This is a genomic window from Streptomyces sp. (assembly GCF_036524955.1).
In the GTDB taxonomy this organism is placed as follows: domain Bacteria; phylum Actinomycetota; class Actinomycetes; order Streptomycetales; family Streptomycetaceae; genus Actinacidiphila.
Genome location: NZ_DATDBG010000120.1, coordinates 25,888 through 49,864 on the forward strand (window position 1 = coordinate 25,888; position 23,977 = coordinate 49,864).

The 23,977-nt window shown below is 71.0% G+C and carries 22 protein-coding genes and 1 tRNA gene; 14 read left to right on the forward strand and 9 right to left on the reverse strand.

The window, feature by feature from the left end:
- Window positions 1-14: 14 nt before the first annotated feature.
- On the reverse strand, window positions 15-1,283 hold the full coding sequence (locus VIW71_RS10380; RefSeq protein WP_414720719.1) for an HTTM domain-containing protein: 1,269 nt from the start codon (window positions 1,281-1,283) through the stop codon (window positions 15-17).
- Window positions 1,280-1,951, reverse strand: coding sequence for a DUF5819 family protein (locus VIW71_RS10385; protein ID WP_331621797.1), 672 nt, complete (start codon window positions 1,949-1,951; stop codon window positions 1,280-1,282). The genes VIW71_RS10380 and VIW71_RS10385 overlap by 4 nt, the downstream gene beginning before the upstream one ends.
- Before the next feature lie 236 nt (window positions 1,952-2,187).
- Between VIW71_RS10385 and paaA the strand changes: the two genes are divergently transcribed.
- The 5 genes from paaA (at window position 2,188) to VIW71_RS10410 (ending at window position 5,898) form a co-directional block, all read left to right on the forward strand.
- Window positions 2,188-3,168, forward strand: coding sequence for a 1,2-phenylacetyl-CoA epoxidase subunit PaaA (gene paaA / locus VIW71_RS10390; protein WP_331621798.1), 981 nt, complete (start codon window positions 2,188-2,190; stop codon window positions 3,166-3,168).
- A 98-nt stretch (window positions 3,169-3,266) separates the two neighbouring features.
- Window positions 3,267-3,533, forward strand: coding sequence for a 1,2-phenylacetyl-CoA epoxidase subunit PaaB (gene paaB / locus VIW71_RS10395; RefSeq protein WP_331621823.1), 267 nt, complete (start codon window positions 3,267-3,269; stop codon window positions 3,531-3,533).
- The gene (paaC, locus tag VIW71_RS10400; protein ID WP_331621799.1) at window positions 3,530-4,261 is read left to right on the forward strand and encodes a 1,2-phenylacetyl-CoA epoxidase subunit PaaC; all 732 of its coding nucleotides are present in this window, start codon (window positions 3,530-3,532) and stop codon (window positions 4,259-4,261) included. The genes paaB and paaC overlap by 4 nt, the downstream gene beginning before the upstream one ends.
- 11 nt (window positions 4,262-4,272) lie before the next feature.
- Window positions 4,273-4,842, forward strand: coding sequence for a 1,2-phenylacetyl-CoA epoxidase subunit PaaD (gene paaD / locus VIW71_RS10405; protein WP_414720720.1), 570 nt, complete (start codon window positions 4,273-4,275; stop codon window positions 4,840-4,842).
- Window positions 4,843-5,898, forward strand: a complete 1,056-nt coding sequence (locus VIW71_RS10410; RefSeq protein ID WP_331621801.1) for a 2Fe-2S iron-sulfur cluster-binding protein — start codon at window positions 4,843-4,845, stop codon at window positions 5,896-5,898. It begins immediately after the preceding gene.
- 25 nt (window positions 5,899-5,923) lie between these two features.
- Here VIW71_RS10410 and VIW71_RS10415 read toward each other — a convergent pair whose 3' ends face one another.
- From VIW71_RS10415 to VIW71_RS10425, 3 genes are all read right to left on the reverse strand, one after another.
- Entirely contained in the window at window positions 5,924-6,256 is a 333-nt protein-coding gene (locus VIW71_RS10415; RefSeq protein ID WP_331621802.1) for a rhodanese-like domain-containing protein, read from the reverse strand.
- Between the two features lie 150 nt (window positions 6,257-6,406).
- A complete protein-coding gene (locus VIW71_RS10420; protein ID WP_331621803.1) occupies window positions 6,407-7,234 on the reverse strand; it encodes a hypothetical protein in 828 nt (275 codons plus the stop codon).
- A gap of 140 nt (window positions 7,235-7,374) precedes the next feature.
- Window positions 7,375-8,784, reverse strand: a complete 1,410-nt coding sequence (locus tag VIW71_RS10425; RefSeq protein ID WP_331621804.1) for a DUF2252 domain-containing protein — start codon at window positions 8,782-8,784, stop codon at window positions 7,375-7,377.
- Between the two features lie 357 nt (window positions 8,785-9,141).
- On the opposite strand from VIW71_RS10425, the gene VIW71_RS10430 reads away from it, so the two are divergent.
- Together VIW71_RS10430 and VIW71_RS10435 are read left to right on the forward strand one after the other, a co-directional pair.
- Window positions 9,142-11,787, forward strand: a complete 2,646-nt coding sequence (locus tag VIW71_RS10430) for a SpoIIE family protein phosphatase (RefSeq protein WP_331621805.1) — start codon at window positions 9,142-9,144, stop codon at window positions 11,785-11,787.
- Window positions 11,788-11,796: 9 nt separating this feature from the next.
- The gene (locus tag VIW71_RS10435; RefSeq protein ID WP_331621824.1) at window positions 11,797-12,270 is read left to right on the forward strand and encodes a MarR family winged helix-turn-helix transcriptional regulator; all 474 of its coding nucleotides are present in this window, start codon (window positions 11,797-11,799) and stop codon (window positions 12,268-12,270) included.
- Window positions 12,271-12,308: 38 nt separating this feature from the next.
- Here VIW71_RS10435 and VIW71_RS10440 read toward each other — a convergent pair whose 3' ends face one another.
- Window positions 12,309-12,755 carry a winged helix-turn-helix transcriptional regulator gene (locus VIW71_RS10440; RefSeq protein ID WP_331621806.1) on the reverse strand — a complete coding sequence of 149 codons (447 nt, stop codon included), beginning with the start codon at window positions 12,753-12,755 and terminating at the stop codon, window positions 12,309-12,311.
- 187 nt (window positions 12,756-12,942) lie between these two features.
- On the opposite strand from VIW71_RS10440, the gene VIW71_RS10445 reads away from it, so the two are divergent.
- Window positions 12,943-13,590, forward strand: a complete 648-nt coding sequence (locus tag VIW71_RS10445) for an FMN-dependent NADH-azoreductase (RefSeq protein WP_331621807.1) — start codon at window positions 12,943-12,945, stop codon at window positions 13,588-13,590.
- 91 nt (window positions 13,591-13,681) lie between these two features.
- Here the strand turns inward: VIW71_RS10445 and VIW71_RS10450 are convergent, their stop codons facing one another.
- Together VIW71_RS10450 and VIW71_RS10455 are read right to left on the reverse strand one after the other, a co-directional pair.
- Window positions 13,682-14,257, reverse strand: coding sequence for a TerD family protein (locus VIW71_RS10450; protein WP_331621808.1), 576 nt, complete (start codon window positions 14,255-14,257; stop codon window positions 13,682-13,684).
- A gap of 186 nt (window positions 14,258-14,443) precedes the next feature.
- A tRNA-Leu gene (locus VIW71_RS10455) sits at window positions 14,444-14,527 on the reverse strand.
- Between the two features lie 478 nt (window positions 14,528-15,005).
- On the opposite strand from VIW71_RS10455, the gene VIW71_RS10460 reads away from it, so the two are divergent.
- The 6 genes from VIW71_RS10460 (at window position 15,006) to pknB (ending at window position 23,186) form a co-directional block, all read left to right on the forward strand.
- Window positions 15,006-15,911, forward strand: a complete 906-nt coding sequence (locus tag VIW71_RS10460; RefSeq protein ID WP_331621809.1) for a DUF3662 and FHA domain-containing protein — start codon at window positions 15,006-15,008, stop codon at window positions 15,909-15,911.
- A gap of 10 nt (window positions 15,912-15,921) precedes the next feature.
- The gene (locus VIW71_RS10465) at window positions 15,922-16,443 is read left to right on the forward strand and encodes an FHA domain-containing protein FhaB/FipA (RefSeq protein WP_331621810.1); all 522 of its coding nucleotides are present in this window, start codon (window positions 15,922-15,924) and stop codon (window positions 16,441-16,443) included.
- A gap of 57 nt (window positions 16,444-16,500) precedes the next feature.
- The gene (locus VIW71_RS10470; protein WP_331621825.1) at window positions 16,501-18,099 is read left to right on the forward strand and encodes a Stp1/IreP family PP2C-type Ser/Thr phosphatase; all 1,599 of its coding nucleotides are present in this window, start codon (window positions 16,501-16,503) and stop codon (window positions 18,097-18,099) included.
- A 34-nt stretch (window positions 18,100-18,133) separates the two neighbouring features.
- Complete coding sequence (locus VIW71_RS10475) at window positions 18,134-19,519, forward strand: FtsW/RodA/SpoVE family cell cycle protein (RefSeq protein WP_331621811.1); 1,386 nt, start codon at window positions 18,134-18,136, stop codon at window positions 19,517-19,519.
- The gene (locus VIW71_RS10480) at window positions 19,516-20,979 is read left to right on the forward strand and encodes a peptidoglycan D,D-transpeptidase FtsI family protein (protein ID WP_331621812.1); all 1,464 of its coding nucleotides are present in this window, start codon (window positions 19,516-19,518) and stop codon (window positions 20,977-20,979) included. Before VIW71_RS10475 ends, VIW71_RS10480 begins: the two co-directional genes overlap by 4 nt.
- 236 nt (window positions 20,980-21,215) lie before the next feature.
- The gene (gene pknB, locus VIW71_RS10485; RefSeq protein ID WP_331621813.1) at window positions 21,216-23,186 is read left to right on the forward strand and encodes a Stk1 family PASTA domain-containing Ser/Thr kinase; all 1,971 of its coding nucleotides are present in this window, start codon (window positions 21,216-21,218) and stop codon (window positions 23,184-23,186) included.
- Window positions 23,187-23,277: 91 nt separating this feature from the next.
- Here the strand turns inward: pknB and VIW71_RS10490 are convergent, their stop codons facing one another.
- Window positions 23,278-23,973: a class E sortase gene (locus VIW71_RS10490; protein ID WP_331621814.1), complete on the reverse strand. Its 696-nt coding sequence runs from the start codon at window positions 23,971-23,973 to the stop codon at window positions 23,278-23,280.
- Window positions 23,974-23,977: the final 4 nt, after the last annotated feature.

Sequence of the window (23,977 nt, forward strand, 5' to 3'; positions counted from 1 at the left end):
CCGGGCCGGTGGGGTTACGGGGCGGCGGCCTGCTCCGTGGCGTCGGGGGACCGCTGCGGATCGATAGCCGCGCCCGGTGGTTCACGGCGGGGCCGCAGCGGCCGCACGACCTGCTCACCGGCCCAGCGCAGGAAGCCGGTCGGCAGGAACACCGCGTCGGCGGCGATCATGGCGAGTGAGAAGAAGGGGAGGCCGAGCAGGACGGCGATGGAGACGTGTTCCAGGATCAAGACGGCGAGCAGCACGTTCTTGACCCGCCGGTTGAAGAGCGCGAAGGGAAAGGCGACCTGCACGACGACGGTGCCGTAGGCGATCAGCATGATCAGGACCGCATGCCCGGCGAGAGTGTGGGACAAGGCGGGCCAGGGAGTGAAGTCGTCCAGGTGGAGCGGGTAGTACGGCGCGGTGCCGTCCTGCCAGCGACCACCCTGGATCTTGTACCAGCCGGCGGTGGAGTAGATCAGGCACACCTCGGCGGCGATCACCAGCATCGCGCCGTTGTGGACGACGTCGGCGACGATGTCGAGCACCGTGCGCGGCTCGCCCGGCGCGTAGCGGCGTACCGCCCACCACACGGCCTGCCCGCCCCAGCAGGCCCAGAAGATCAGTGCCCAGCCCGTGGTGAGCCTGCCGACGAGCGAGGCGGCCACCAGAGCCGTGCCCAGCACCGTCCACAGGGCGATCCCGACGGGGTCCGCGCCGCCGGACCGGCCGGCCGTCGCCTCCCGCACCGCCCGTCGGCGATCGAGTGACCAGACCTGCCCGCAACGGGTGAAGACCAGGTAGACGGCCATGAGGTGGATCACGTTGTCGCCGCCGTCACCCACGAAGATGCTTCGGTTCTGCAGGGACAGCACGCCGACCATGAAGAGCAGCGCCGCGGTCCGGGTCCGCCAGCCGACCAGCAGCAACGCGGCGGCGACGATGGCAGCCGCGTAGACGGTCTCGAACCAGGCTCGGCTGTCGCTCCACATCAGCAGGGTGAAGGCGTGGTTGTCGGCGATGAGCCGCCGGGCCAGCGCGAAGCTCCAGGAGCCGTCCGGGCCGTACAGCTCGGCGCGGTGCGGCCACTCGCGCAGTAGGAACAGCAGCCACACCAGCGAGAAACCGATCCGTAGGATCGCGCTCTGGTAGGGACCGGCCGCGCTGCCTGTGACTTTGGCAAGGCCTCGGCCTACGGCCCGGCGGAGGCCGGGGACCAGACCGGTGAACGGGGACGCTTCGGAGGGTGCGTGGCTGACGGGGAGCCGGGTGCCAGGGACCGGGGTGCCGGGGGCGCTCACGAGGCGTGCTCCGGTCCGGACGACGTGGTGTTCACGTGCCACCACGGCAGTTCGCGGTACTGGGTCGTGATGGCGGTATCGGACTGGCCGACGCCCCGGTAGGGCGGAGGCACTGGTGTGGTGGCGCCGCGGACCTGGATGCGGAAGACCTGGCCGCCGTTGAGTTCCGGGCCGAAGCGCCATACCAGGATTCGCAGCAGGTAGCCGCGGCTGAGGTCGCTGCGGTCGCCTGCGGTGGGCCGCTCCTGGGAGTCGTGCGTGCCGGTGTAGAAACCCCAGGCGCGCCGCAGTTCGTTCTGCCGGGTGTGGCTGGGCAGGGGGTCGTGCCGCATGGCCGCGACGTCGATACCGGTGATGTCGATCCAGCCGGTGGTCTCCTGGGCGCCCCCGGGCTTGCGGACCTCGGCGCGGGCCTGCACGTGGATGTTCTGCTGGAGCGGGTCAGGGGCGAACAGCTTCCAGTTCTGCTCGAACTCGGGATAGATGTAATCGCTGATCGCCGCCGCGTGTTCCCTGCTGAGCGCGTTCTCCGGCGCGACGTGCAGAAACACCATGGCGAGGTGGTAGAGGGCGCCCACCGTGACGACGCCGACCGTCACCGCGACAGCTGTACGGGCGGGCAGTGACAGCGCTCCCGCCCGGAGCGGCGCCCCCTCCAAAGACTCCATCGCTTCTCCGCTCTCGCCCGCGCCCCGGCAGCCTGCTGCCGCGAGCACGCTACCGATCCCGGGTCCCGGCGGGTGACCTTACCGAGTTATCCACAGGCTCATGCAATGGCTTGACACCCCATCTCGCACCCTCGACCATGGAATCAACCGAACGATCGGTCGGCTACGCACTGCAGCCGTCCGCGATCTCACACCACCGACACGGATGCGCCACCGACGAGAGAGGGAGGGGGCCGATGACGACCACGGCACAGCCCGCGGTGACCGCCGGTCAGCCTACGGCGCACCAGGACGCCCTGGTGGCGGCATTTGACGCCGCAGTGGCCACCGACACCCGGATCGAGCCCCGCGACTGGATGCCGGACGCCTACCGCTCCACCCTCATCCGCCAAATGGCGCAGCACGCCCACTCGGAAATCATCGGCATGCAGCCCGAGGCCAACTGGATCACCCGGGCGCCGTCCCTGCGCCGCAAGGCGATCCTGATGGCCAAGGTGCAGGACGAGGCAGGCCACGGGCTCTACCTCTACAGCGCCACCGAGACCCTCGGAGTGAGCCGGGACGACCTGCTCGACACACTGCACGCCGGCCGCCAGCGGTATTCCTCGATCTTCAACTACCCCACCCTCACCTGGGCGGACGTCGGCGCCATCGGCTGGCTGGTCGACGGCGCCGCGATCACCAACCAGGTCCCGCTGTGCCGTTGCTCCTACGGTCCCTACGCCCGCGCCATGGTGCGGATCTGCAAGGAGGAGTCCTTCCACCAGCGGCAGGGGTACGAACTGCTGCTCGCCCTCAGCCGCGGCACCCCCGCGCAGCACGCCATGGCCCAGGACGCGGTGAACCGCTGGTGGTGGCCGTCGCTGATGATGTTCGGCCCGCCCGACGACGAGTCCGCGCACTCCGCCCAGTCCATGGCGTGGAAGATCAAACGTCACTCCAACGACGAGTTGCGGCAGCGCTTCGTGGACATGTGCGTCCCGCAGGCCGAGGTGCTCGGACTCACCCTGCCCGACCCCGATCTGCGGTGGAACGAGTCGCGGGGGACCTACGACTACGGCCCGATCGACTGGAAGGAGTTCCAGGAGGTGCTGCGCGGCAACGGGCCCTGCAACGAGGAACGGCTCGAGCGGCGCCGCGCGGCACACGACGACGGCGCGTGGGTACGGGAGGCGGCTGCGGCGTACGCGGCCAAGCACAGGGAGGCACGGGCATGACGGGGTCCACCGCCGGTCGGGCCACGGCCGGACAGCCCACCGATGGGCAGGTCGCCACCGGGCCGTCACCGGCCAGCCGGCCCAGCGGCGAGTGGCCGCTGTGGGAGGTGTTCGTCCGCAGCCGGCGCGGGCTGAGCCACAGCCACGCGGGCAGCCTGCACGCGCCGGACGCGGAGATGGCCCTGCGCAACGCCCGCGACCTGTACACCCGGCGCGCGGAAGGCGTCTCGATCTGGGTGGTGCCGTCCTCGGCGGTCACCGCGTCCTCCCCCGACGAGAAGGACCCGTTCTTCGAACCGGCCGCCGACAAGCCGTACCGCCACCCGACGTTCTACGACATCCCGGAAGGAGTGAAGCACCTGTGACCGCGACCGAGCGTACGTCGCCACCGCGCGCCGCCGCCCTCGCGCTGGGGGACGACGCCCTGGTGCTCGCCCAGCGGCTGGGGGAGTGGGCCGGGAACGCACCGGTGCTGGAGGAGGACGTCGCCCTCACCAACATCGCGCTCGACCTGCTCGGCCAGGCCCGTACGCTGCTCTCGCTCACCGGAGACGAGGACGAACTGGCCTACGGGCGCGAGGAACACGAGTTCCGCAATGTCCAGCTGGTGGAGCGGCCCAACGGGGACTTCGCCGAGACCATCGCCCGGCAGCTCTTTTTCTCCGTCTACCAGGAGCTGCTGTACGCGGCGCTCGCGGCCACGGACGGCGAGCTCGCACCGCTCGCCACGAAGGCGGTCAAGGAGGTGGCCTACCACCGCGACCACGCCGAGCAGTGGACGCTGCGGCTCGGCGACGGAACCGAGGAGAGTCACCGCCGGGTGCAACGGGCGCTGGACCGGCTGTGGCGTTACACGGGCGAGCTGTTCGAGCCGCTGGAAGGGCTCGGGGTGGATCTGCCCGCGCTGCGCAGCCCTTGGCTGGAGCGAGTGGGCGGCATCCTGCGGCGGGCGACCCTCGCGATACCGGAGAGCCTCGACCGGACGCCGTGGGCGGCCGACGGGGGGCGGGGGGGCGTGCACACCGAGGCGTTCGGGCGGTTGCTGGCCGAGATGCAGTACCTGCACCGCGCGCACCCGGGGGCGTCATGGTGACCGGAGATGCCATGGCTCCGACCGGGCTGGAGAAGGAGCTGCTGCGGCTGGTCGGCGCCGTGCCGGACCCCGAACTGCCGGTGATCTCCCTGTCCGAACTGGGGGTGCTGCGGAGCATAAGGGTGCTCGGCCCGGGCCGGGTGCAGGTGGAGCTGACCCCGACCTGGACCGGTTGCCCCGCGCTCGACGCCATGGCCGCCGACATCACCGAAGTGCTCAGGGCACACGGCATGGCCGAGGTCGCGGTGCGAACCGTGCTCTCGCCCGCCTGGTCGACGGAGGCGATCAGTCCGGAGGGGCGTCGCAAGCTCGCCGAGGCCGGGGTGGCGCCGCCACGCCCGCAGACCCGGCAGAGCCCGCGCGGCTCGCAGGGCGGCGGTTCCGGCCCGGCGTCGGAACCACCGACCGGCCCGGGGCCGTGGCCGGTGCCCGGTCCGGTCCCGTTGGACCTGGCGATCCACTGTCCGCACTGCGGTTCGACCGACACCCGGCTGCTGAGCCGCTTCTCGTCCACGGCGTGCAAGGCACTGCGGCGGTGCGAGTCGTGCCGGGAGCCGTTCGATCACTTCAAGGAGGTGTAGGTGTTCCATCCGCTCCGGGTGGCGGAGGTCCGCCCGCTCACGGATGACTCGGTGACCATCTCCTTCGAGGTCCCCGAGGAGCTGCGCGGCACATACCGATACGCGCCCGGGCAGCACATAGCGATCCGCCGCCAGGTGGGCGGCGCCGAGATACGGCGGACGTACTCGCTGTGCGATCCGGCGCCCGCGGCCGAGGGCCCCGGTCCGCAGCGCCTGCGGGTGGGGGTGCGGCTGGTGGACGACGGGGAGTTCTCCACGTACGCCCTGAAGGAACTCGCCACGGGGGACGTGCTGGACGTGCTGACTCCGGCGGGGCGTTTCGTGCTGGAGCCGCGACCCGGACGGTTCGCCTCGGTCGTCGGCGGGAGTGGCATCACACCGGTGCTGTCGCAGATCGGCACGGTGCTGGCGCGGGAGCCGGAGGCGGTCTTCTGCCTGGTGCGCAGCGACCGGACCGCCGCGTCCATGATGTTCCTGGAGGAGGTGGCGGACCTGAAGGACCGGTGGCCGGACCGGTTCCAGCTGGTGCCGGTGCTGTCCCGGGAGGAGCAGCAGGCGGGGCTGCCGTCGGGCCGGCTGGACGCGGGCCGGCTGACCGCGCTGCTCCCGGGGCTGCTGCCGGTGGCCGCGGTGGACGGCTGGTACCTGTGTGGGCCGCTGGGCCTGGTCACCTCGGCCGAGCGGGCGCTGCGGGCGCTGGGCGTGCCGCGCTCCCGGGTCCACCAGGAGATCTTCCATGTGGACGAGGTCCCGGCAGCCGCAGGGAAGCCGGTACCCGGCGGCGCCACAGTCCGGGCGACACTGGACGGCCGTGGCGGGAGCTGGCCGACCGTGGACGGCGAGTCGGTACTGGAGACGGTGCTGCGCAACCGCCCCGACGCACCCTATGCCTGCAAGGGCGGGGTGTGCGGAACGTGCCGGACGAAGCTGGTCTCGGGCGAGGTGCGGATGGACCGCAACTTCGCGCTGGAACCGGAGGAGACCGAGGCCGGCTATGTGCTGGCCTGCCAGTCGCACCCCCTGACGCAGGTCGTTGAGGTGGACTTCGACACCTGAGTGTTCCGGCTTCGCGGGGACGCGGTCAGAGGACGTAGCCCTCGGCGCCGGTGGCGTCCACCAGGGGGCGGCCGGCGGCTTCCCAGTCGAGCATGCCGCCGCTGACGTTCACCGCGTCCATGCCCTGGGCGATCAGGTACTGGGTGACCTGCGCGGACCGGCCGCCGACGCGGCAGACGACGTGGACCCGGCCGCCGTCCGGTACTTCGGCGATGCGGGCGACGACCTCGCCCATCGGGATGTGCAGGGCGTTCTCGGCGTGGCCCGCGGCCCACTCGTCGTTCTCCCGAACGTCCAGCAGGATCGCATCGGCCGGTACGGCGGCGGCATCCACCGCGGGGAGCTGGGAGCGGAACATCGGGAGACGGCCTCCTGAGCACGGGACACATGGCGGCCCGCGATCGGGCCGCCCACGAGGAACGCTGAAACGCTACCTCAGCCGAGCGCGCCACCGGCCCCGTTCACCCGGGTACCCGGGGACCGGGAAGCCGGTCGCGGCGCCCGCCGCTCAGCCCCCGGAGCCCTGGCCGACCAGCTCGGCCAGCCGTGCCTCGCGCTGGGCGACCTGGGCGAGCAACTGCTCGGCGATCTCGTTGAGCAGCGCGTCCGGGTCGTCGGGCGAGAGCTTCATCATCTGCCCGATGGCACTCTCGTCCAGGTCCACCGCGATGGCGGCCAATTTCTCCTTGCGTTCGGCGAGCCATTCCAGCCGGGCGTAGAGCACCTCGGCCTCGCCGGGCAGGGCCTCTTCGGGGACCGGCCCGGCGTCCCACTCCTCCGACAGGGAGCGCAGTGCCTCCTCGTCGGCGTACGCGTAGGCCTCGTTGACGCGGGCGATGAAGGCGCTGCGGCGTTCCTTCTCGGCGTCGTCCTGGGCGAGGTCGGGGTGGGCCTTGCGGGCGAGTTCGCGGTAGAGGCGCTGGGCCTCCTTGCCCGGCCGGACCCGGCGCGGCGGATTCGGGTCCTCCACCGGCCGTACGCCGTCGGATCCCAGCAACCCGCCGAACAGCTCCTCCACACCCGGCATCGGCATGACCAGCGCCCTGGCCTGCCAGGCCCGCTCGATGTCCTTCCGGTCCCCGCTGCGCGCCGCGACCGCCTCCGCGATCAGCGCGTCGAGTTCGTCAAGCCGCGCGTACATCGGGCCGAGCCGCTGGTGGTGCAGCCGGGAGAAGTTCTCCACCTCGACCCGGAAGGTCTCCACCGCGATCTCGAACTCGATGAGCGCCTGCTCGGCCGCCCGTACCGCCTTCGCCAGCCGTTCCTCCGGGCCGGGCGCGGGCGCGGAGCCGGCGGCGGAAGCGGCGGACGTTTCGGTTCCGGAGGTGTTCGTCACCCGGACAGCCTAGGCCCTGCCACCGCGTTCCTGAGGATGCCGGACCTGCACGACGGCCGACGCGTGGACCTGTACGACGGCCGACCGGCTTGCGCGACGCCCCTTACTACGCCGCGCCCGCCGTTCACCCGAGGCTTCCCTCAGCTCCCGAGTTCCGCCGCCAGCCGTCCCGACCGGATCGCCACCAGCAGGTCCGCATGGTCCGCCTCCGTGCGGTCCGCGTACGCCACGGCGAATTCCGCCAGTGCCGCGTCCAGTTCGTCGCTCCTGCCGCAGTAGCCGGCGATCAGCCGCGGGTCGGCGCTGTGGGCGTGGGCGCGGGCGAGCAGGGCACCGGTCATCCGGCCGTAGTCGTCGAGCAGGCCGGGTTCCAGGGCGGCAGGGTCGACGCTCCCCTTGCGGTTCCGGAACTGCCGCACCTGATACGGCACCGCGTCCATCTCGGCCCAGCCCAGCAGGAAGTCGCTGACCACCTGCATCCGCTTCTGTCCGAGCACCACGCGGCGCCCCTCGTGTTCCACATGTTCCACGTGAAACCCCGCCTTCGCGACATGCGGCACCAGCGCCGACGCCCGAGCCTCCTTGATCTGGAGGACCAGCGGCTCCCCCAGGTGGTCCAGGAGCAGGACGACGTACGACCGGGTGCCGACACTGCCGGTGCCGACCACGCGGAAGGCCACGTCGTGCACGGTGTAGCGCGCGAGCAGCGGCAGCCGGTCCTCGCCGACCGTGCGCAGATAGCCGTCGAGCGCGCCCGCCACCGCCGCGGCCTCGGCGTCCGCGACCCGCCGCAGCACCGGCGGCGCATCGGTGAACCGGCGCCCGCCGCCCTCGGCCTCCTCCGTGGCCCGCGCCGCGAACTTCGCACTCGTGTTGCGCCGGGCCTTGGCCGAGACCCGCTCCAGGGTGCCCAGCAGGTCCCGGGCGTCAGCGTGGGTGACCAGTTCCTCGTCGGCGATGGCGTTCCACGCGTCGATCACCGGCAGCTTGGCGAGCAGCCGCATCGTGCGGCGGTACGCACCGGCCGCCGCGTACGCCGCGGCCCGGCACACGTCCTCCGCCGCGCCGGCCTCCCGCCCGGCCAGCACGAGCGAGGCGACGAGCCGTTTGACGTCCCACTCCCACGGACCGTGCACTGTCTCGTCGAAGTCGTTGATGTCCATCACCAGGCGACCACGGGCGTCCGCGTAGAGCCCGAAGTTGGCCGCGTGCGCGTCACCGCAGATCTGCGCGCCGATCCCGGTGACAGGCGTGTCGGCGAGGTCGGCGCCCATCAGCCCCGCCGAGCCGCGCAGGAAGGCGAAGGGCCCGGCCGCCATGCGGCCGACCCGCAGCGGTATCAACTCCGGGATGCGGCCGGCGTTGGACTCCTCGACGGCCTCGACCGCCGCGGTCACGCCATTGCGGCGCCGGTCCGGCCAGGTCCAGGTCTCGGGCCGGCCGTGCGCGCCCCGCGGCATCCGCTTGCGCGCTGCCTTCCCCGCGCTCTTCACCGACTCCGCCCGCGGCCGTCCGGCGAACCCCGCAACATGCGGCACCCGTGTGCTCACCGCTCCCCCTCCCCTTCGCCGCCCGTGTCGGACGACGGTGCCGTCTGTCCCACCGCGGGGGGTAATCCGGCTATTCAGCCGACTCCGACAGCGGTTTCGTGCTTGCCTTGACCGTCAGGACCCTACTCAGCGCCGAACCGCAGGTGCACGACGTTGGACGAGATCACCCGGCATCCCGCAGCCATTGACCCAGATCATCACACCGACCGTCCCGCCAGTCACGAACAGCGCGATGACCATGAGCCGCATGGGCACCCGGCGTTCCCGGAACAGGACGGCACTCACAAGCGGCGGCAGCAGGCCTCCGCCGCAGACCCCCATGCGCCACTCAACGGTGCGACGGCCACCCACAGCGCCGTGCACCCCGACAGCACCGTGCATCCCGACGGCGACGCCGCGACCTCCCCCGGAGCCGCGCCCCCGCACACCGCCGCAGCGCAACCCGTCCCACCGCAACCGGCCGCGCCCCCGCTCCCGCCGTTCACCGGAGTCGCCGCCCTCCTGCGCCTCGCCGTACTCTGCGTCGACCCCGACGGCCGTATCTCGTACTGGAACCGCGGCGCCGAGGAGCTGTTCGGCCACCACTGGGAACACGTCTTCGGCCAGCGCGCCTCCGGGCTGCTCACCGCGACGCGCCGGGCGGCCGGCGCCTCCGGGCTACCGTCCGCCGCACCCCACCAGGACACCCTCGACCTGCTGGACGACCTCACGCACCAGGCGTGGGCCGGCGCGCTGGCCGCCACCGACCGCGACGGCAACCTGCGGGACGTCCTGTGGTGGACCTACCGCATCACCGAACCGGTCGGTCGCAGCCTGCTGGCCATCGCCGCGCACGCCAAGCCGCTGCGTACCGGCGGCCTGCGGATCGCCGTCGGCGGAAGGCTGCTGCCGTACACCGCCGAAGGCCTGCAGCGCCAGGACATCTCGGTCGCCGCGGTGCTCTCGCCCGCAGCCGATCCCGCGCAGGGCCACGCGCTCGCCGCCCAGCTCGGCACGGTGCTGCCGAGCGTCAGCCCCGGTCGGCTGGACCGCATCGTGCGCCAGATCGCACCCCTGGGCCACCCCGCCCTCGAGGTCGAGGGCGGTACTCGGCTGCCCGTCATGCCGCACGACTACGCCCGGGTCGCCGCCGCCTCCCGCGCCGGCACCTCGGTACGCAGGGAACTCCCGCCGGCCCCGCACCCCAACGGGCCCACCACCAGCGGTACGGCCTCCCCGGTCGCCGATCCGACCAGCGCGTCCGCGCTGACCGCGGTGCAGTTCCCCCCGCCCACCGTCCTCCACTCGCTCTCCCCGCTGCTGTCCGGCGCGGACGGGGGGTCCGGGCTCCGGGCCCACCCGGCGGGAAACGCGCTCGACGAGCAGTTGGCGCTGCTGCGGGAGACCGGCTCGGTCGTCGGATCGACGCTCGATCTGCACACCACCGCGCGCGAGCTGTGCTCGGTGACGGTGCCGCGGTTCGCCGACTTCGCCGCCGTCCTGGTCGTGGACCAGCTCTTCTCCGACACCGAACCGCACAAGGACGACCGACCGGGGGACACCGTTCTGGTACGCCGGGTCGCCATCGCACGCATCGGCCCGGCGGGGATGTGGGAGACCGCGCTGCCGGAGGGCGAGCTGCTGGCCATGCCCGCCGAGAAGATCGTGCCGCGGCTCGGCGATCCGGTCCTCGTGCCCGTGGTGGACCCCGCGATCGCCCCCGACATCGCCCTCGACCTGGGGGTGCCGGCACTCGGCCCGCTGCTGGCCGGCCATTCCATGATCGTGGCGCCGCTCACCGCGCGCGGCACCGTGCTGGGCCGGGTGTGCTTCCTGCGCGGCCCCGGCCGCCGCCCCTTCGACGCCAGGGACGCCGCCACCGCCAGCGAGGTCGTGGCGCGCGGCGCCGTCCACATCGACAACGCCCGCCTGCACCGGCAGGAATCGCGCGCCGCCGCGACCTTGCAGCGCTCGATGATGCCCACCCGGCCGCCGCGGATCCCCGGCGTCCGTATCGCCCATCACTACATGCCGGGGGACCGGCAGGCGCAGGTCGGCGGCGACTGGTTCGACGCGATCCAGTTGCCCGGCGGCCGGGTCGCCCTGATCGTCGGCGACGTGATGGGGCACGGGCTCCAGGCTGCGGCCGTCATGGGCCAGTTCCGTACCGCCGTGATCACCATGGCCGGCCTCGACCTGCCGCCCGCGCAGATCCTGCGCCACCTCGACAACCTCGCCCACCGCCTCGGTACCGAACACCTCGCGACCTGCGTCTACGCGGTCTACGATCCGGTCCGCCGCACACTGACGCTGGCCAACGCGGGCCATATCCCGCCGGTGCTGGCCGGTTCCGACGGACGGGGTGAGCTGTTGCAGATCCCCGGCGGCGCGCCGATCGGGGTCGGCGGGGTGCCGTTCGAGACCGTCGAGGTGCCGGCGCCCGACGGCAGTTGGCTGGTGCTGTGCACCGACGGGCTGGTGGAGGTACGCGGTCAGGGCATAGACGCCGGGCTCGCCGCTCTGTGCGCCCATGTGATCGAGCCGCAGCAGACGCCCGAGGACGTGTGCGAGCAGATCCTCGGCCGACTGCACTCGGAGGACCGCAGGGACGATGTGGCGCTGCTCGTCGCCCGGTTCGAGGGCATCGCGCCGGAGGACGTGGTGGGCTGGACGCTGCGCCCCGACCACAGCGAGGTGGCGAAGGCCCGCGCTCTGACCCGCCGCCAGCTCGTGCACTGGGGCCTGGACCGACTCGCCGACACCGCGGAACTGCTGGTCAGCGAGCTCGTCACCAATGCGATCACGGCCGCCTCCTACGAGGTGGAGCTACGGCTGATGCGGGTCGGCAAACTGCTGGTCGAGGTGAGCGACGACAACCACAACCTGCCGCAGTTGCAGCGCGCGGACCCGGACGACGTGCAGGGGCGCGGGCTCGCTCTGGTCTCGCATCTGTCGCGACGCTGGGGAACCAGCCGCAAGGCGGTCGGCAAGGTGGTCTGGTTCGAGCTTCCCCTCCCCGACTGATATCGTTGCATTCTACAACTCTGCAGGTGGGAGGGGGAGTGGCCGCGATGTCCGCCGCGCGAGGCGTCACTGGAGACCATCCAGCGTGAACTGACCGCCTTCGCACGCCGGGCGCGCGCCACCGCCGCGCGGATGCACCCCGAGCTCTCGCTGGTGTCGTACACGATTCTCGCCCACGTGGCAGAGCAGCAGGGCTGCCGGGCCACCGATCTGGCCACGCACTACCTGCTGGACAAGTCCACGGTGAGCCGCCAGGTGGCGGCACTGGAACGGCTCGGCTTCATCGAGCGCCGAGTGGACCCGGCGGACCACCGGGTACAGGTGCTTCACCTCGCCCAGCGGGGGACGGAGATCCTGGCCGCGGCCCGGGAGAACCGGCGAGGCGCCTTCGAAGAGCGGCTGGCCGGCTGGGCACCGGCGGACCTGGAGCAGTTCGCGGGCTGTCTGGTGCGGTACAACGCGGACGCAGCGCAGCATCCGTAGCGAGTCCGGCGTGTACGGGGCCACGCCCGCCGCCGGCGTCAGGCGTCCTCTCGCCCCTCGGGGAGCAGACTGGCCGTCGTCACCAGGCCGGCCGCCACGTCGTCCTCGGTGCACGACTCTGCGTCCTCGGTGCACGGCTGGCCGTCAGGAAGGTAGCGCTCGGCCCATTTGCCCAGCTCGTGCAGGGCGGGGCGGATGGCCTGCCCGGCCTCGGTGAGTCCGTAGCTGACCCGCAGCGGCGGGCCCGGATCGACCTCCCGCACCACGAGCCCGGCGTCGGCCAGTTCGGACAGCCGGTCGGACAGCATGCGCTCGCTGATCTTCGGAATGGCGCGGCGCACCTCGGCGAAGTACGCCGGGCGATGGGTGAGGACGGCCACGATCAGACCGGTCCAGCGTTTGCCGAACAGCTCGAAGACCCTCGTCAAGGCCACGTCGACGCCCGCGCACGGCACCCGCGCCCGCACCTGCTGTCCCCGGTCCATGCACACAGGGTACTCCGCCGCGAGGTAGGAACTGCAAGAAAGTAAGCTGCTGTGTTATCAATAGCTACGCACGAACCTGTGGCTCCGCTGACGTCGCACAACGCCGTACGACGCCGCCCACGTACGTACAAGCCCGTACGGCGTGCGCGACCGCGGACTCGCCCGGAACTACCCGAATGAGGCTTCCATGGCCACGCTGTTGCACCTCGACTCCTCCGCCTTCCACGAGCCCTCGATCTCCCGCGAGGTCACCGCGACCTTCCGCAAGGAGTGGCAGAGCCAGCACCCGGACGGTGTGGTGATCTACCGCGATCTCGCGAAGAACCCGTTGCCGCACCTGACCGCGGACGGGATTGTCGGCGCCGTCACCCCGGCCGAGAGCCGCACCCCCGCGCAGGCCGAGGCTGCTGCCCTGCGGGCGGAGCTCGCGGAAGAGCTGGAACGCGCCGACGCCGTCCTGATCGGCACCCCGATGTACAACTTCACCGTCCCCTCCGCGCTCAAGGCGTGGCTGGACCAGGTGATCATCATCGGCAGGACGGCGGGGGAGTCGCCGTCCGCGGCCGGGAAGCCGGTCACGGTGGTGGCCGCTCGCGGCGGGGGCTACGGCCCCGGCACGCCGCGGGAGAGTTACGAGTTCCTGACCACGTACCTGGCGAAGGTGCTCACCGGCATGCTCGCGCTGGACGTGGACTTCATCATTCCCGAGCTGACGCTGGCCAGGACCAAGCCCCAGATGGCCGCTCTGATAGACGCCGCCGACGCCTCGCGGGCGAAGGCACACGAGGACGCGGCGGCGAAGGCGAAGACGCTGGCGGCGCGGTTCGCGGCGTGAGCCGTACGGCGCCCGGGACCGCGCTCACCGGCACCCCCGCCGGGTGAGCGCGTCCCGTTCCTCCGACGCCTCGCGGAGGCGTCGGAGGTTGTCAGAGGCTGACGCCGAAGTCCTGGGCGATGCCGCGCAGGCCGGAGGCGTAGCCCTGGCCGACGGCGCGGGAATTACACACCCCGCCGTTGCGGTACAGCTCACCGAAGACCATGGCGGTCTCCGTGGAGGCGTCCTCGGTGAGGTCGTAACGGGCGAGCTCGGTGCCGCCGGCCTGGTTGACCACGCGGATGAACGCGTTGCGCACCTGGCCGAAGCTCTGCTGCCGGGTCTCGCCCTCGTAGATCGAGACCGGGAAGACGATCTTGTCCACCTCGGTGGGAACGCCGGCCAGGTTCACCTTGATCGCCTCGTCGTCGCCCTCGCCCTCACCGGTGAGGTTGTCACCGGTGTGCTCGACGGAGCCGTCAGGGCTCTTGAGGTTGTTGAAGAAGACGAAGTGCTTGTCCGAGACGACCTTGCCCGCCGCGTCGAGCAGCAGCGCGCTCGCGTCCAGGTCGAAGTCCGTGCCGGTGGTCGTGCGTACGTCCCAGCCGAGGCCGACGGTGACCGCCGTGAGTCCGGGGGCCTCCTTCGTCAGCGAGACATTGCCGCCTTTGGAGAGGCTGACACCCATGGTGGTTCTCCCTGCTCAGTTCGGCGCGGGCGGCGCCATTTGACGATTCCTTTGCCCACTGGCTCCAACGGACACCACCCTGCCCCGGTTCCCGGCGGCGTGCCACCCTTCTCGGTGTTCCGCGGAACCCCGTCCATGCAGAAGCCCCCGCCCCGGTAATCCCGGGACGGGGGCTCTGTCACTGTGTGCGCGAGGGGGGAGTTGAACCCCCACGCCCTTTCGGGCACTGGAACCTGAATCCAGCGCGTCTGCCTATTCCGCCACCCGCGCATGGGTGCTGTCGTCCGATTCTCACACACCCGGGGACTGGTCGGTCCGAGTGAGTGTCAGAGCGCCTTCCGACATGCAGAAGATTAGCACGGCGTGCGAGGTGGAATCACATGCGTTTCGCCCGCGGCGGCCGAGGCGGGGCAGGGGGGCAGGGGGAGGCGGCGAGGGGGGCGTGGCGGTGCGGGACACTGGGAACACTCGACCGGGGACAGGCGAACCGGCGACCAACGGACCGGCGCCGCCTCTACCATCGCAGTGGGCGGGGGATGGGCAGGAGCAGCATGGTGTGAGGGTCGACACTGCCCTGTACAGGCAGATCGGGGAACCACCGGTTTGTCCCACGCGTGGATACGATCGGTAAGCAGTACCGCAGGCAGACGGAAGCAGGACCGCGGCGGACCGCCGCAGCAGGACCGGAACACCATCGAGAACAGCAACGGAACGGCTCGCAGGAAGGCCCCGAGGAAGGAGGTGCCCGGTGGGTGTACTGAAGCGCTTTGAGCAGCGGCTGGAAGGCCTGGTGAACGGCACCTTCGCCAAGGTGTTCAAGAGTGAGGTGCAGCCCGTCGAGATCGCGGGCGCGCTGCAGCGTGAGTGCGACAACAACGCCACGATCTGGAACCGCGACCGGACCGTGGTCCCGAACGACTTCGTCGTCGAGCTGAGCGCCCCCGACTACGAGCGGCTGAGCCCGTACGCCGTGCAGCTGGGCGAGGAACTGGCCGGGATGGTCGCGGACTACGCCAAGCAGCAGCGGTACACGTTCATGGGCGGCATCAAGGTGCACCTGGAGCGGGCCGCCGATCTGGACACCGGGCTGTACCGGGTGCGCAGCCGCACCCTCGCCGGGAGCGAGTCCCAGAACCCGCACGGAGGGCAGCAGAGCCCGCCGCTGCCCTCGTACGGGCAGAACGCGCAGGCCTACCCGCAGCAGGGCCAGCCCCAGCGCCCCGCCTACCAGCAGCCCGGCGCCCCGCAGCGCCCCCTCGGCGCCCCGCCGATGCCCGCCTCGCCGCCCCCCGGAGTGGCATCCCGCCCCAGCGGCCCGGCCCCCGTCACCCGGCTGCCGGGCACCGGTGTCCCCGCCGGTTCCCCCGCGGCCGGCGCCCGGCGGTGGATCGAGATCAACGGCACCCGCCATCAGATCTCCCGCCCGACCCTCGTCCTCGGCCGTTCCACCGAGGCGGACGTACGGGTCGACGACCCCGGCGTGTCGCGCCGGCACTGCGAGATCCGGGTCGGAACGCCCTCCGTGGTCCAGGATCTCGGATCGACCAACGGCATCGTGGTGGACGGGCAGCACACCCAGCGCGCTACGCTCCGCGACGGCTCCCGCATCGTCGTCGGGAGCACCACCATCGTGTACAGGCAAACCGAAGGGTGAAGCGGGGCCAATGTCAGAGCTGACCCTGACGGTCATGCGGTTGGGTTTCCTCGCCGTGCTGTGGCTGTTCGTGATCGTCGCGGTGCAGGTCATCCGCAGTGACCTGTTCGGGACCCGGGTGACCCAGCGCGCCGCGCGCCGCGGGGACGACCGGTCCCGCCCGCCGCAGCAGCGGCAGCAGGCGCAGGCGGCGGCCCCTCGCCAGCCGCAACCCGCCGCCGCCCGCCAGCGACGCGGCGCCCCCACCAAACTCGTCGTCGCCGAGGGTTCGCTGGCCGGTACCACGGTCGCGCTCCAGGGCCAGACGATCACCCTGGGCCGGGCGCACGACTCGACGATTGTGCTCGACGACGACTACGCGTCCAGCAGGCATGCCAGGATCTACCCGGACCGCGACGGCCAGTGGATCGTCGAGGACCTCGGATCCACGAACGGCACCTATCTGGACCGGAACCGGCTGACCACGCCCACGCCGGTCCCGCTGGGTGCGCCGATCCGCATCGGCAAGACCGTCATCGAGCTGCGGAAGTAGTCGCACTATGGGCGAGCGGAGCCACGACACGCGAGCGAGAGGGTGGGCAGCGTGCGGATGTACCCGGAACCGACGGGGGAGGTACGCATGTCTCTGAGCCTGCGTTTCGCCGCCGGTTCGCACAAGGGCATGATCCGCGAGGGGAACGAGGACTCCGGCTACGCCGGCCCCCGTCTGCTCGCGATCGCCGACGGCATGGGCGGCCAGGCCGCCGGCGAGGTCGCCTCCTCCGAAGTGATCTCCACCATCGTCACCCTCGACGACGACATCCCCGGCTCCGACATCCTCACCTCGCTGGGCACCGCGGTGCAGCGCGCCAACGACCAGTTGCTGCACATGGTCCAGGAGGACCCGCAACTGGAGGGCATGGGCACCACCCTCACCGCTCTGCTGTGGACCGGCCAGCGCCTCGGCCTGGTGCACGTCGGCGACTCCCGCGCCTACCTGCTGCGCGACGGCGTCCTCACCCAGATCACCCAGGACCACACCTGGGTGCAGCGGCTGGTCGACGAGGGCCGGATCACCGAGGAGGAGGCCACCACCCACCCCCAGCGCTCCCTTCTGATGCGGGCGCTGGGCAGCGGCGAACGGGTCGAGCCCGACCTGTCGATCCGTGAGGTACGGGTCGGCGACCGCTACCTGATCTGCTCCGACGGGCTGTCGGGGGTGGTCAGCCACCAGACGCTGGAGGACACCCTCGCCGGGTACCAGGCGCCGCACGAGACCGTGCAGGAGCTGATCCAGCTCGCGCTGCGCGGCGGTGGCCCCGACAACATCACCTGCATCGTCGCCGACGTCCTCGACACCGACGACGGCGACACCCTGGCGGCGCAGCTCAACGACACCCCGGTGGTGGTCGGCGCGGTCGCCGACACCCAGTTGCCGTTCCAGGACCCCCGCCACCTCCAGACTCCGGCGGGTCGCGCCTCGGAGCTGGGCCGCACCCCGCAGCAGGCCGGCCCGGCCGGTGCCTTCGGCCCGCCCGGCAGCGGCGACCCGTCGGCCGGCGGCTCCCCGCTCGGCTCGTTCGGCACCTACGACGACGCCGGCTTCGACAAGCCGGCCAAGAACCGCACATGGCTCAAACGCGGCCTGGTCGCGGTCGCCGTGCTCGCGGTCGTCGGCGTCGGCCTGTTCGGCGCCTACACCTGGACCCAGACCCAGTACTACGTCGGCGCCAGGGGCGAGCACGTGGCGGTCTACCGGGGCATCGACCAGAAGCTCGCCTGGATCAGCCTGTCAAAGGTGCACAAGGACCGTACCGACATCGAACTCAAGTACCTCCCTGCGTACCAGCGCAAGCAGGTCGAGGACACCATCGCGATGAGCAGCCTCGGCCAGGCCGACGACAAGGCCGACGAGCTGGCCACGCAGGCCGGCGTGTGCAAGAAGGTGGCCGACGCCAAGGCCGTCGAGGACCGGGCGAAGGCCGCCGCGAAGGCCGCCGAGGACCAGTTGGGCGCCGCCGGTGCGGCAGGGAAGCCCACCACGGCCGGCAAGCCGGGCGCGACGCCCGCCCCCACGGCCGGAAAGCCCTCCGCCACGCCCGCCCCCGGCGCCGGACCCACCGCCGGCACCACCCCGACGACCGCCCCGCCCCTGTCCCTGACACCCGACGAGAAGAAGCTGGCCCAGAGTTGCGGTACGGGCCAGTAGAAGCACGGGGACCAGCAGGAGGAGCCGGCTCGTCATGAGCGTCAGCAACACCACCACCATCACGTCGGTCGGCGCGCCCAACCGCCGCAACACCGAACTCGCCCTGCTGGTGTTCGCCGTGGCCATCCCGGTCTTCGCGTACGCCAACGTCGGCCTGGCCAAGGACAACTCGGTCCCGGCCGGACTGCTGGGTTACGGGGTCGGCCTCGGCCTGCTGGCGGGCATCGCGCACTTGCTGGTCCGCAAGTTCGCGCCGTACGCCGACCCGCTGATGCTGCCGATCGCCACCCTGCTCAACGGCCTCGGCCTGGTGCTGATCTGGCGGCTGGACCAGGAACCGGCGCTCGGCAAGGCGATGGCGCCCAACCAGCTCCTGTGGTCCACGCTGGGTGTGGCGCTCTTCGTCGGCGTGCTGGTCTTCCTCAAGGACCACCGGATTCTCCAGCGCTACACGTACATCTCGATGATGGTGGCGATGGCGCTGCTGGTCGCCCCGGTGTTCTTCCCCGGCGTGAACGGCGCGAAGATCTGGATCACGCTGCCCGGCATCGGCTCGCTCCAGCCGGGTGAGTTCGCGAAGATCGTCATCACCGTCTTCTTCGCCGGCTACCTGATGGTCAAGCGGGACGCCCTCGCGCTGGCCAGCCGCCGCTTCATGGGCCTGTACCTGCCGCGCGGCCGGGACCTGGGCCCGATCCTGGTCATCTGGGCGATCAGCCTGCTGATCCTGGTCTTCGAGACCGACCTCGGCACCTCGCTGCTGTTCTTCGGCCTCTTCGTGATCATGCTGTACGTCGCCACCGAGCGGACCAGCTGGATCGTCTTCGGCCTGCTGCTCAGCGCGGGCGGCGCGGTCCTGGTGTCGTCGTTCGAGCCGCACGTCAAGGAGCGCGTCCACAACTGGCTGCACCCGCTGGACCTGGCCTCCAACGGCGGCGTCACCGAGACCGCGCAGACCATGTACGCCTTCGGCTCCGGCGGCATCTTCGGCTCCGGGCTCGGCCAGGGCTACTCCCGGCTGATCGGCGGCATCGCCCCCAAGAGCGACTACATCCTGGCGACGGTCGGCGAGGAGCTGGGGCTGGCCGGTCTGATGGCCGTCCTGCTGCTCTACGGGCTGCTGATCGAACGCGGTATCCGTACCGCGTTGGCCGCCCGTGACCCGTTCGGCAAGCTGCTGGCCATCGGGCTGTCCGGCGCCTTCGCGCTCCAGGTGTTCGTGGTCGCCGGCGGCGTCACCGGGCTGATCCCGCTGACCGGTATGACGATGCCGTTCCTGGCCCAGGGCGGCTCCTCGGTGATCGCCAACTGGGCGCTGGTGGCGATCCTGCTCCGGATCAGCGACACCGCTCGGCGGCCGGCCCCCAGCCCCGCCCCGTCTCCCGACGCCGAAGCGACCCAGGTGGTGCGTACTCAGTGAACAAGCCGCTGCGACGGGTCGCGGTCTTCTGCGGCCTGCTCGTCCTCGCCCTGCTGCTGCGGGTGAACTACGTCCAGTTCGTCCAGGCCGACCAGCTCTCCAACGACGCGCACAACCGCCGGGTGGCCATCAACCAGTACGCCCAGCCGCGCGGCGACATCATCGTCGACGGCCGGGCCATCACCGGCCACACCGAGACCTCCGGCAGCGACTTCCAGTACAAGCGCACCTACACCGACGGCGCCATGTGGGCCCCGGTGACCGGCCACGCCTCGCAGGCGTTCGGGACCACGTTCCTGGAGGGCGTCGAGGACAAGTTCCTCACCGGCAACGACGACCGGCTCTTCTTCAACCGCACCATCGACCTGCTCACCGGCAAGCAGAAGCAGGGCGGCAACGTCGTGACCACCCTGAACGCCAAGGCGCAGAAGGCCGCGTACCGGGGCCTGGGCGGCAAGAAGGGCGCGGTCGCCGCGATCGACCCGCGCACCGGAGCGATCCTGGCGCTGGCGAGCACCCCGTCGTACGACCCCTCGACCATCGCCGGCAACTCCAGGACCGACGAGAAGAACTGGATCGCGCTCAACAAGAAGAACAACCCGGACGATCCGTCGCAGAACCGGGCGCTGCGCCAGACCTACCCGCCGGGCTCGACGTTCAAGCTGGTCACCGCCGCCGCGGCGCTGGAGTCGGGGCGCTTCTCCGACATCGACGCCGAGACGCAAACCGAGTTGCCGTACATCCTGCCCAACACCAGGACCGAGCTGAAGAACGAGGGGAACATTCCCTGCGAGAACGCGTCGCTGCGCGTAGCGCTGAAGTACTCCTGCAACACCGTCTTCGGCAAGCTCGGCGCCGAGGAGGTGGGGCTCAAGGGCATGGTGGAGCAGGCCGAGAAGTTCGGCTTCAACCAGGAGCAGTTCGTCCCGGTCCGGGCGGACGCCAGCAACTTCGACACGAAGATGAGCAAGGACCAAGTCGCACTCTCCTCCATCGGCCAGTTCGACACCACGGCCACCCCGCTGCAGATGGCCATGGTCGCCGCCGCGATCGCCAACAACGGCGTGCTGATGAAGCCGTACGAGGTGGACAAGCTGGTGGCGCCCAACCTGAGCACCATCGCGCAGACCAGCCCCAGCAAGCTGAGCGAGCCGCTCTCCCCGGAGAACGCGCAGAAGCTCCAGCAGATGATGGAGACGGTGGTCAAGGAGGGCACCGGCACCAGGGCGCAGATCCCCGGGGTGCGGGTCGGCGGCAAGACCGGCACCGCGCAGCACGGTGTGAACAACGACCAGAAGCCGTACGCGTGGTTCGTCTCGTACGCGATGACCGACCAGGGCTCGCCGGTCGCCGTCGCGGTCGTGGTCGAGGACGGCGCCGCCAACCGCGACGACATCACCGGTGGCGGTCTGGCCGCACCGATCGCCAAGAACGTCATGGAGGCGGTCCTCGGCAGGTGACACGGACATGAGAGGTACGTCACGCCCGGCCCGGTCTGCTCGCTACCAGGTACCGGTCAGGTATCAGCGGACGGCCGGGGAGCGGCCCACCCGCGGACGCCCGGTAGCGTATGCCCGAGCAGGCGCAAGGCAGCGCTTCACGTGATAGGGCAGTACGCGACACAGCGAGAAGCGATATGACGTGATGCGATTCGGTTGATTCGGGTTGAGAACGGGTTTGAGGAGAGGGCAGAGCTATGGAAGAGCCGCGTCGCCTCGGCGGCCGGTACGAGCTGGGCTCGGTGCTCGGTCGCGGTGGCATGGCCGAGGTCTACCTCGCCCACGACACGCGCCTCGGCCGTACCGTCGCCGTGAAGACACTGCGGGTGGACCTCGCCCGCGACCCGTCCTTCCAGGCCCGGTTCCGTCGTGAGGCGCAGTCGGCCGCCTCGCTCAACCACCCGTCGATCGTCGCCGTGTACGACACCGGTGAGGACTACGTCGACGGGGTCTCGATCCCGTACATCGTGATGGAGTACGTGGACGGTTCCACCCTGCGCGAGCTGCTGCACTCCGGGCGCAAACTGCTCCCCGAGCGGGCCATGGAGATGACTGTCGGCATCCTTCAGGCCCTGGAGTACAGCCACCGCGCGGGCATCGTCCACCGTGACATCAAGCCGGCCAACGTCATGCTCACCCGCACCGGTCAGGTCAAGGTGATGGACTTCGGCATCGCCCGCGCCATGGGCGACTCCGGTATGACCATGACGCAGACGGCGGCCGTCATCGGCACCGCCCAGTACCTCTCCCCCGAGCAGGCCAAGGGCGAGCAGGTCGACGCCCGCTCCGACCTGTATTCGACGGGCTGCCTGCTGTACGAGCTGCTGACCGTACGGCCGCCGTTCGTCGGCGACTCACCGGTCGCGGTGGCGTACCAGCACGTCCGCGAGGACCCGCAGCCGCCGTCGGTCTACGACCCCGAGGTCACCCCGGCGATGGACGCCATCGTCCTCAAGGCGCTGACCAAGGACCCCGACTACCGCTACCAGTCGGCCGACGAGATGCGGGCCGACATCGAGGCGGCGCTGGACGGCCAGCCGGTCGCCGCGACCGCCGCGATGGGCGCGGTCGGCTACGGCTATCCGCACCAGTACGGTGACTCCGCCCCCACCACCGCCCTGCCGCAGCAGCCCGACGGGCAGCACACCTCGATGCTGCCGCCGATGCGCGAGGACGACGGCGGTTACGGGTACGACGACCGGCCGGACCGCCGCCGCCAGAAGAACAACAACAACACCTCCACGGTGCTGCTGGTCGTCGCGGGCATCCTCGTCCTGATCGGCGCGATCTTCCTCGGCAAGGCGCTGTTCGGCGGTGCCTCGCCGTCGGACAACGCGGTCGTGCCGAACTTCGTCAACAGCTCGTTGGCAGACGCCCAGCGCGCGGCGACCAACGTCGATCTCACGATCGTCCAGGGCCCGGCCGAGTTCTGCGCCAACGTCGAGAAGAACCTCGTCTGCAAGCAGACCCCCGCCGCCAACGAGCCGGTCCCGTCCGACAAGACGGTCACCGTGGCGCTGTCCAAGGGCCAGGCGCCGGTCGAGGTCCCGGACGTGCGGAACGACAAGGTCAGCTCGGCTCAGCAGCAGCTCATCGACAAGGGCTTCACGTCCAAGATCAAGTACCAGACCTCGACCACCAAGGACCCGGGCATCGTCCTGGACCAGAACCCCGATCCGGGTGAGGTCAAGCCCAAGGGCACCGAGATCACCCTGACCGTGTCGCAGGAGCCGAAGAAGACCACGCCGCAGAACGTCAAGGGCGAGCCGTTCGACGCCGCGGTCGCCGCGCTCCACGCGCAGGGCTTCACCAACGTGGTCCGCGCCCAGCAGGACCAGCCCTCCACCGAGACCCCGGCCGGCAGCGTCATCAGCCAGACCCCGCAGCCCAGCGAGGGCGAGCAGACGCTGGACACCCCGATCGTGCTGACCGTCTCCAGCGGCCCGCCGCCCACCCAGGCTCCGCAGGCGACCATGCCGGGCGACCTGTTCAACAAGCCGCTCCAGGAGGCGATCAACCAGCTGAACGGTCTGGGGCTCAACCTCCAGATCGTGGTCGACGGCCCCAACGGGGACGGCGCCCGGGTCCTGATGACCGATCCCGGGCCCGGCGCGCCCCTCCAGGAAGGCCAGCCGGTCCACATCCGGACGTTCCCGGGCGGCGGCTGATCCCGGCTGAGCGGACACGATGAAAGGGGGCGGCCCGCACGTGAGGTGCGGGCCGCCCCCTTTCGCCGTACCGGCCGTCGCGGGGCACCGCCTACCGAGTGAGCTCCGCCGGCGGGGTCCGCTGCGCGTCGACCTTCTGGGTGCGGACGAGCACGCCCCAGACGACGTAGCGGTAGCGGGAGGTGTAGACGGGTGTGCAGGTGGTGAGGGTGATGTAGCGGCCCGGCCTGGTCGTGCCGGACTGCGTCGGGACGGGGTCGGTGACGGCGACGTTGTACTGCGAGGTCTGGTCGAGGATCTTGTAGACCTCGTACACGTACCAGGTGTCCTTCGACTCGAAGACGACCGCGTCCCCGGTGTGGATTCTGTCGATGTCGTGGAACTTGGCGCCGTGGCCGTCGCGGTGGGCGGCTAGGGCGAAGTTGCCCCCGCGGTCCCAGGGGAGGGCGGAAGGGGTCGGCTCGGTGTAGTAGCCGGCCACGCCGCCGTTGAGGATCTTGCTGGAGGTGCCCTTCTTGACCAGCACCTCGTAGTCGCGGCCCATGGCCGGGACGTGCAGAAAGCCGATGCCGTCCTGGGTGTCGAGGCCGCGGGCCGGGGCCTGCGACCACTTCTCGCGGACCTGGTCGCTCGCCTGCTGCTCGTGGCGGTTGGCGATGACGTTGGTCCACCACAGGGAGTAGGCGACGAAGAGACCGAGGAGCAGGCCGAGGGTGATCAACAGCTCGCCGAGAAGGCTGACGGTGGCAGCGATGCGTCCCCGCCCGCCCGTCGTGCTGGTCGTCACCCGG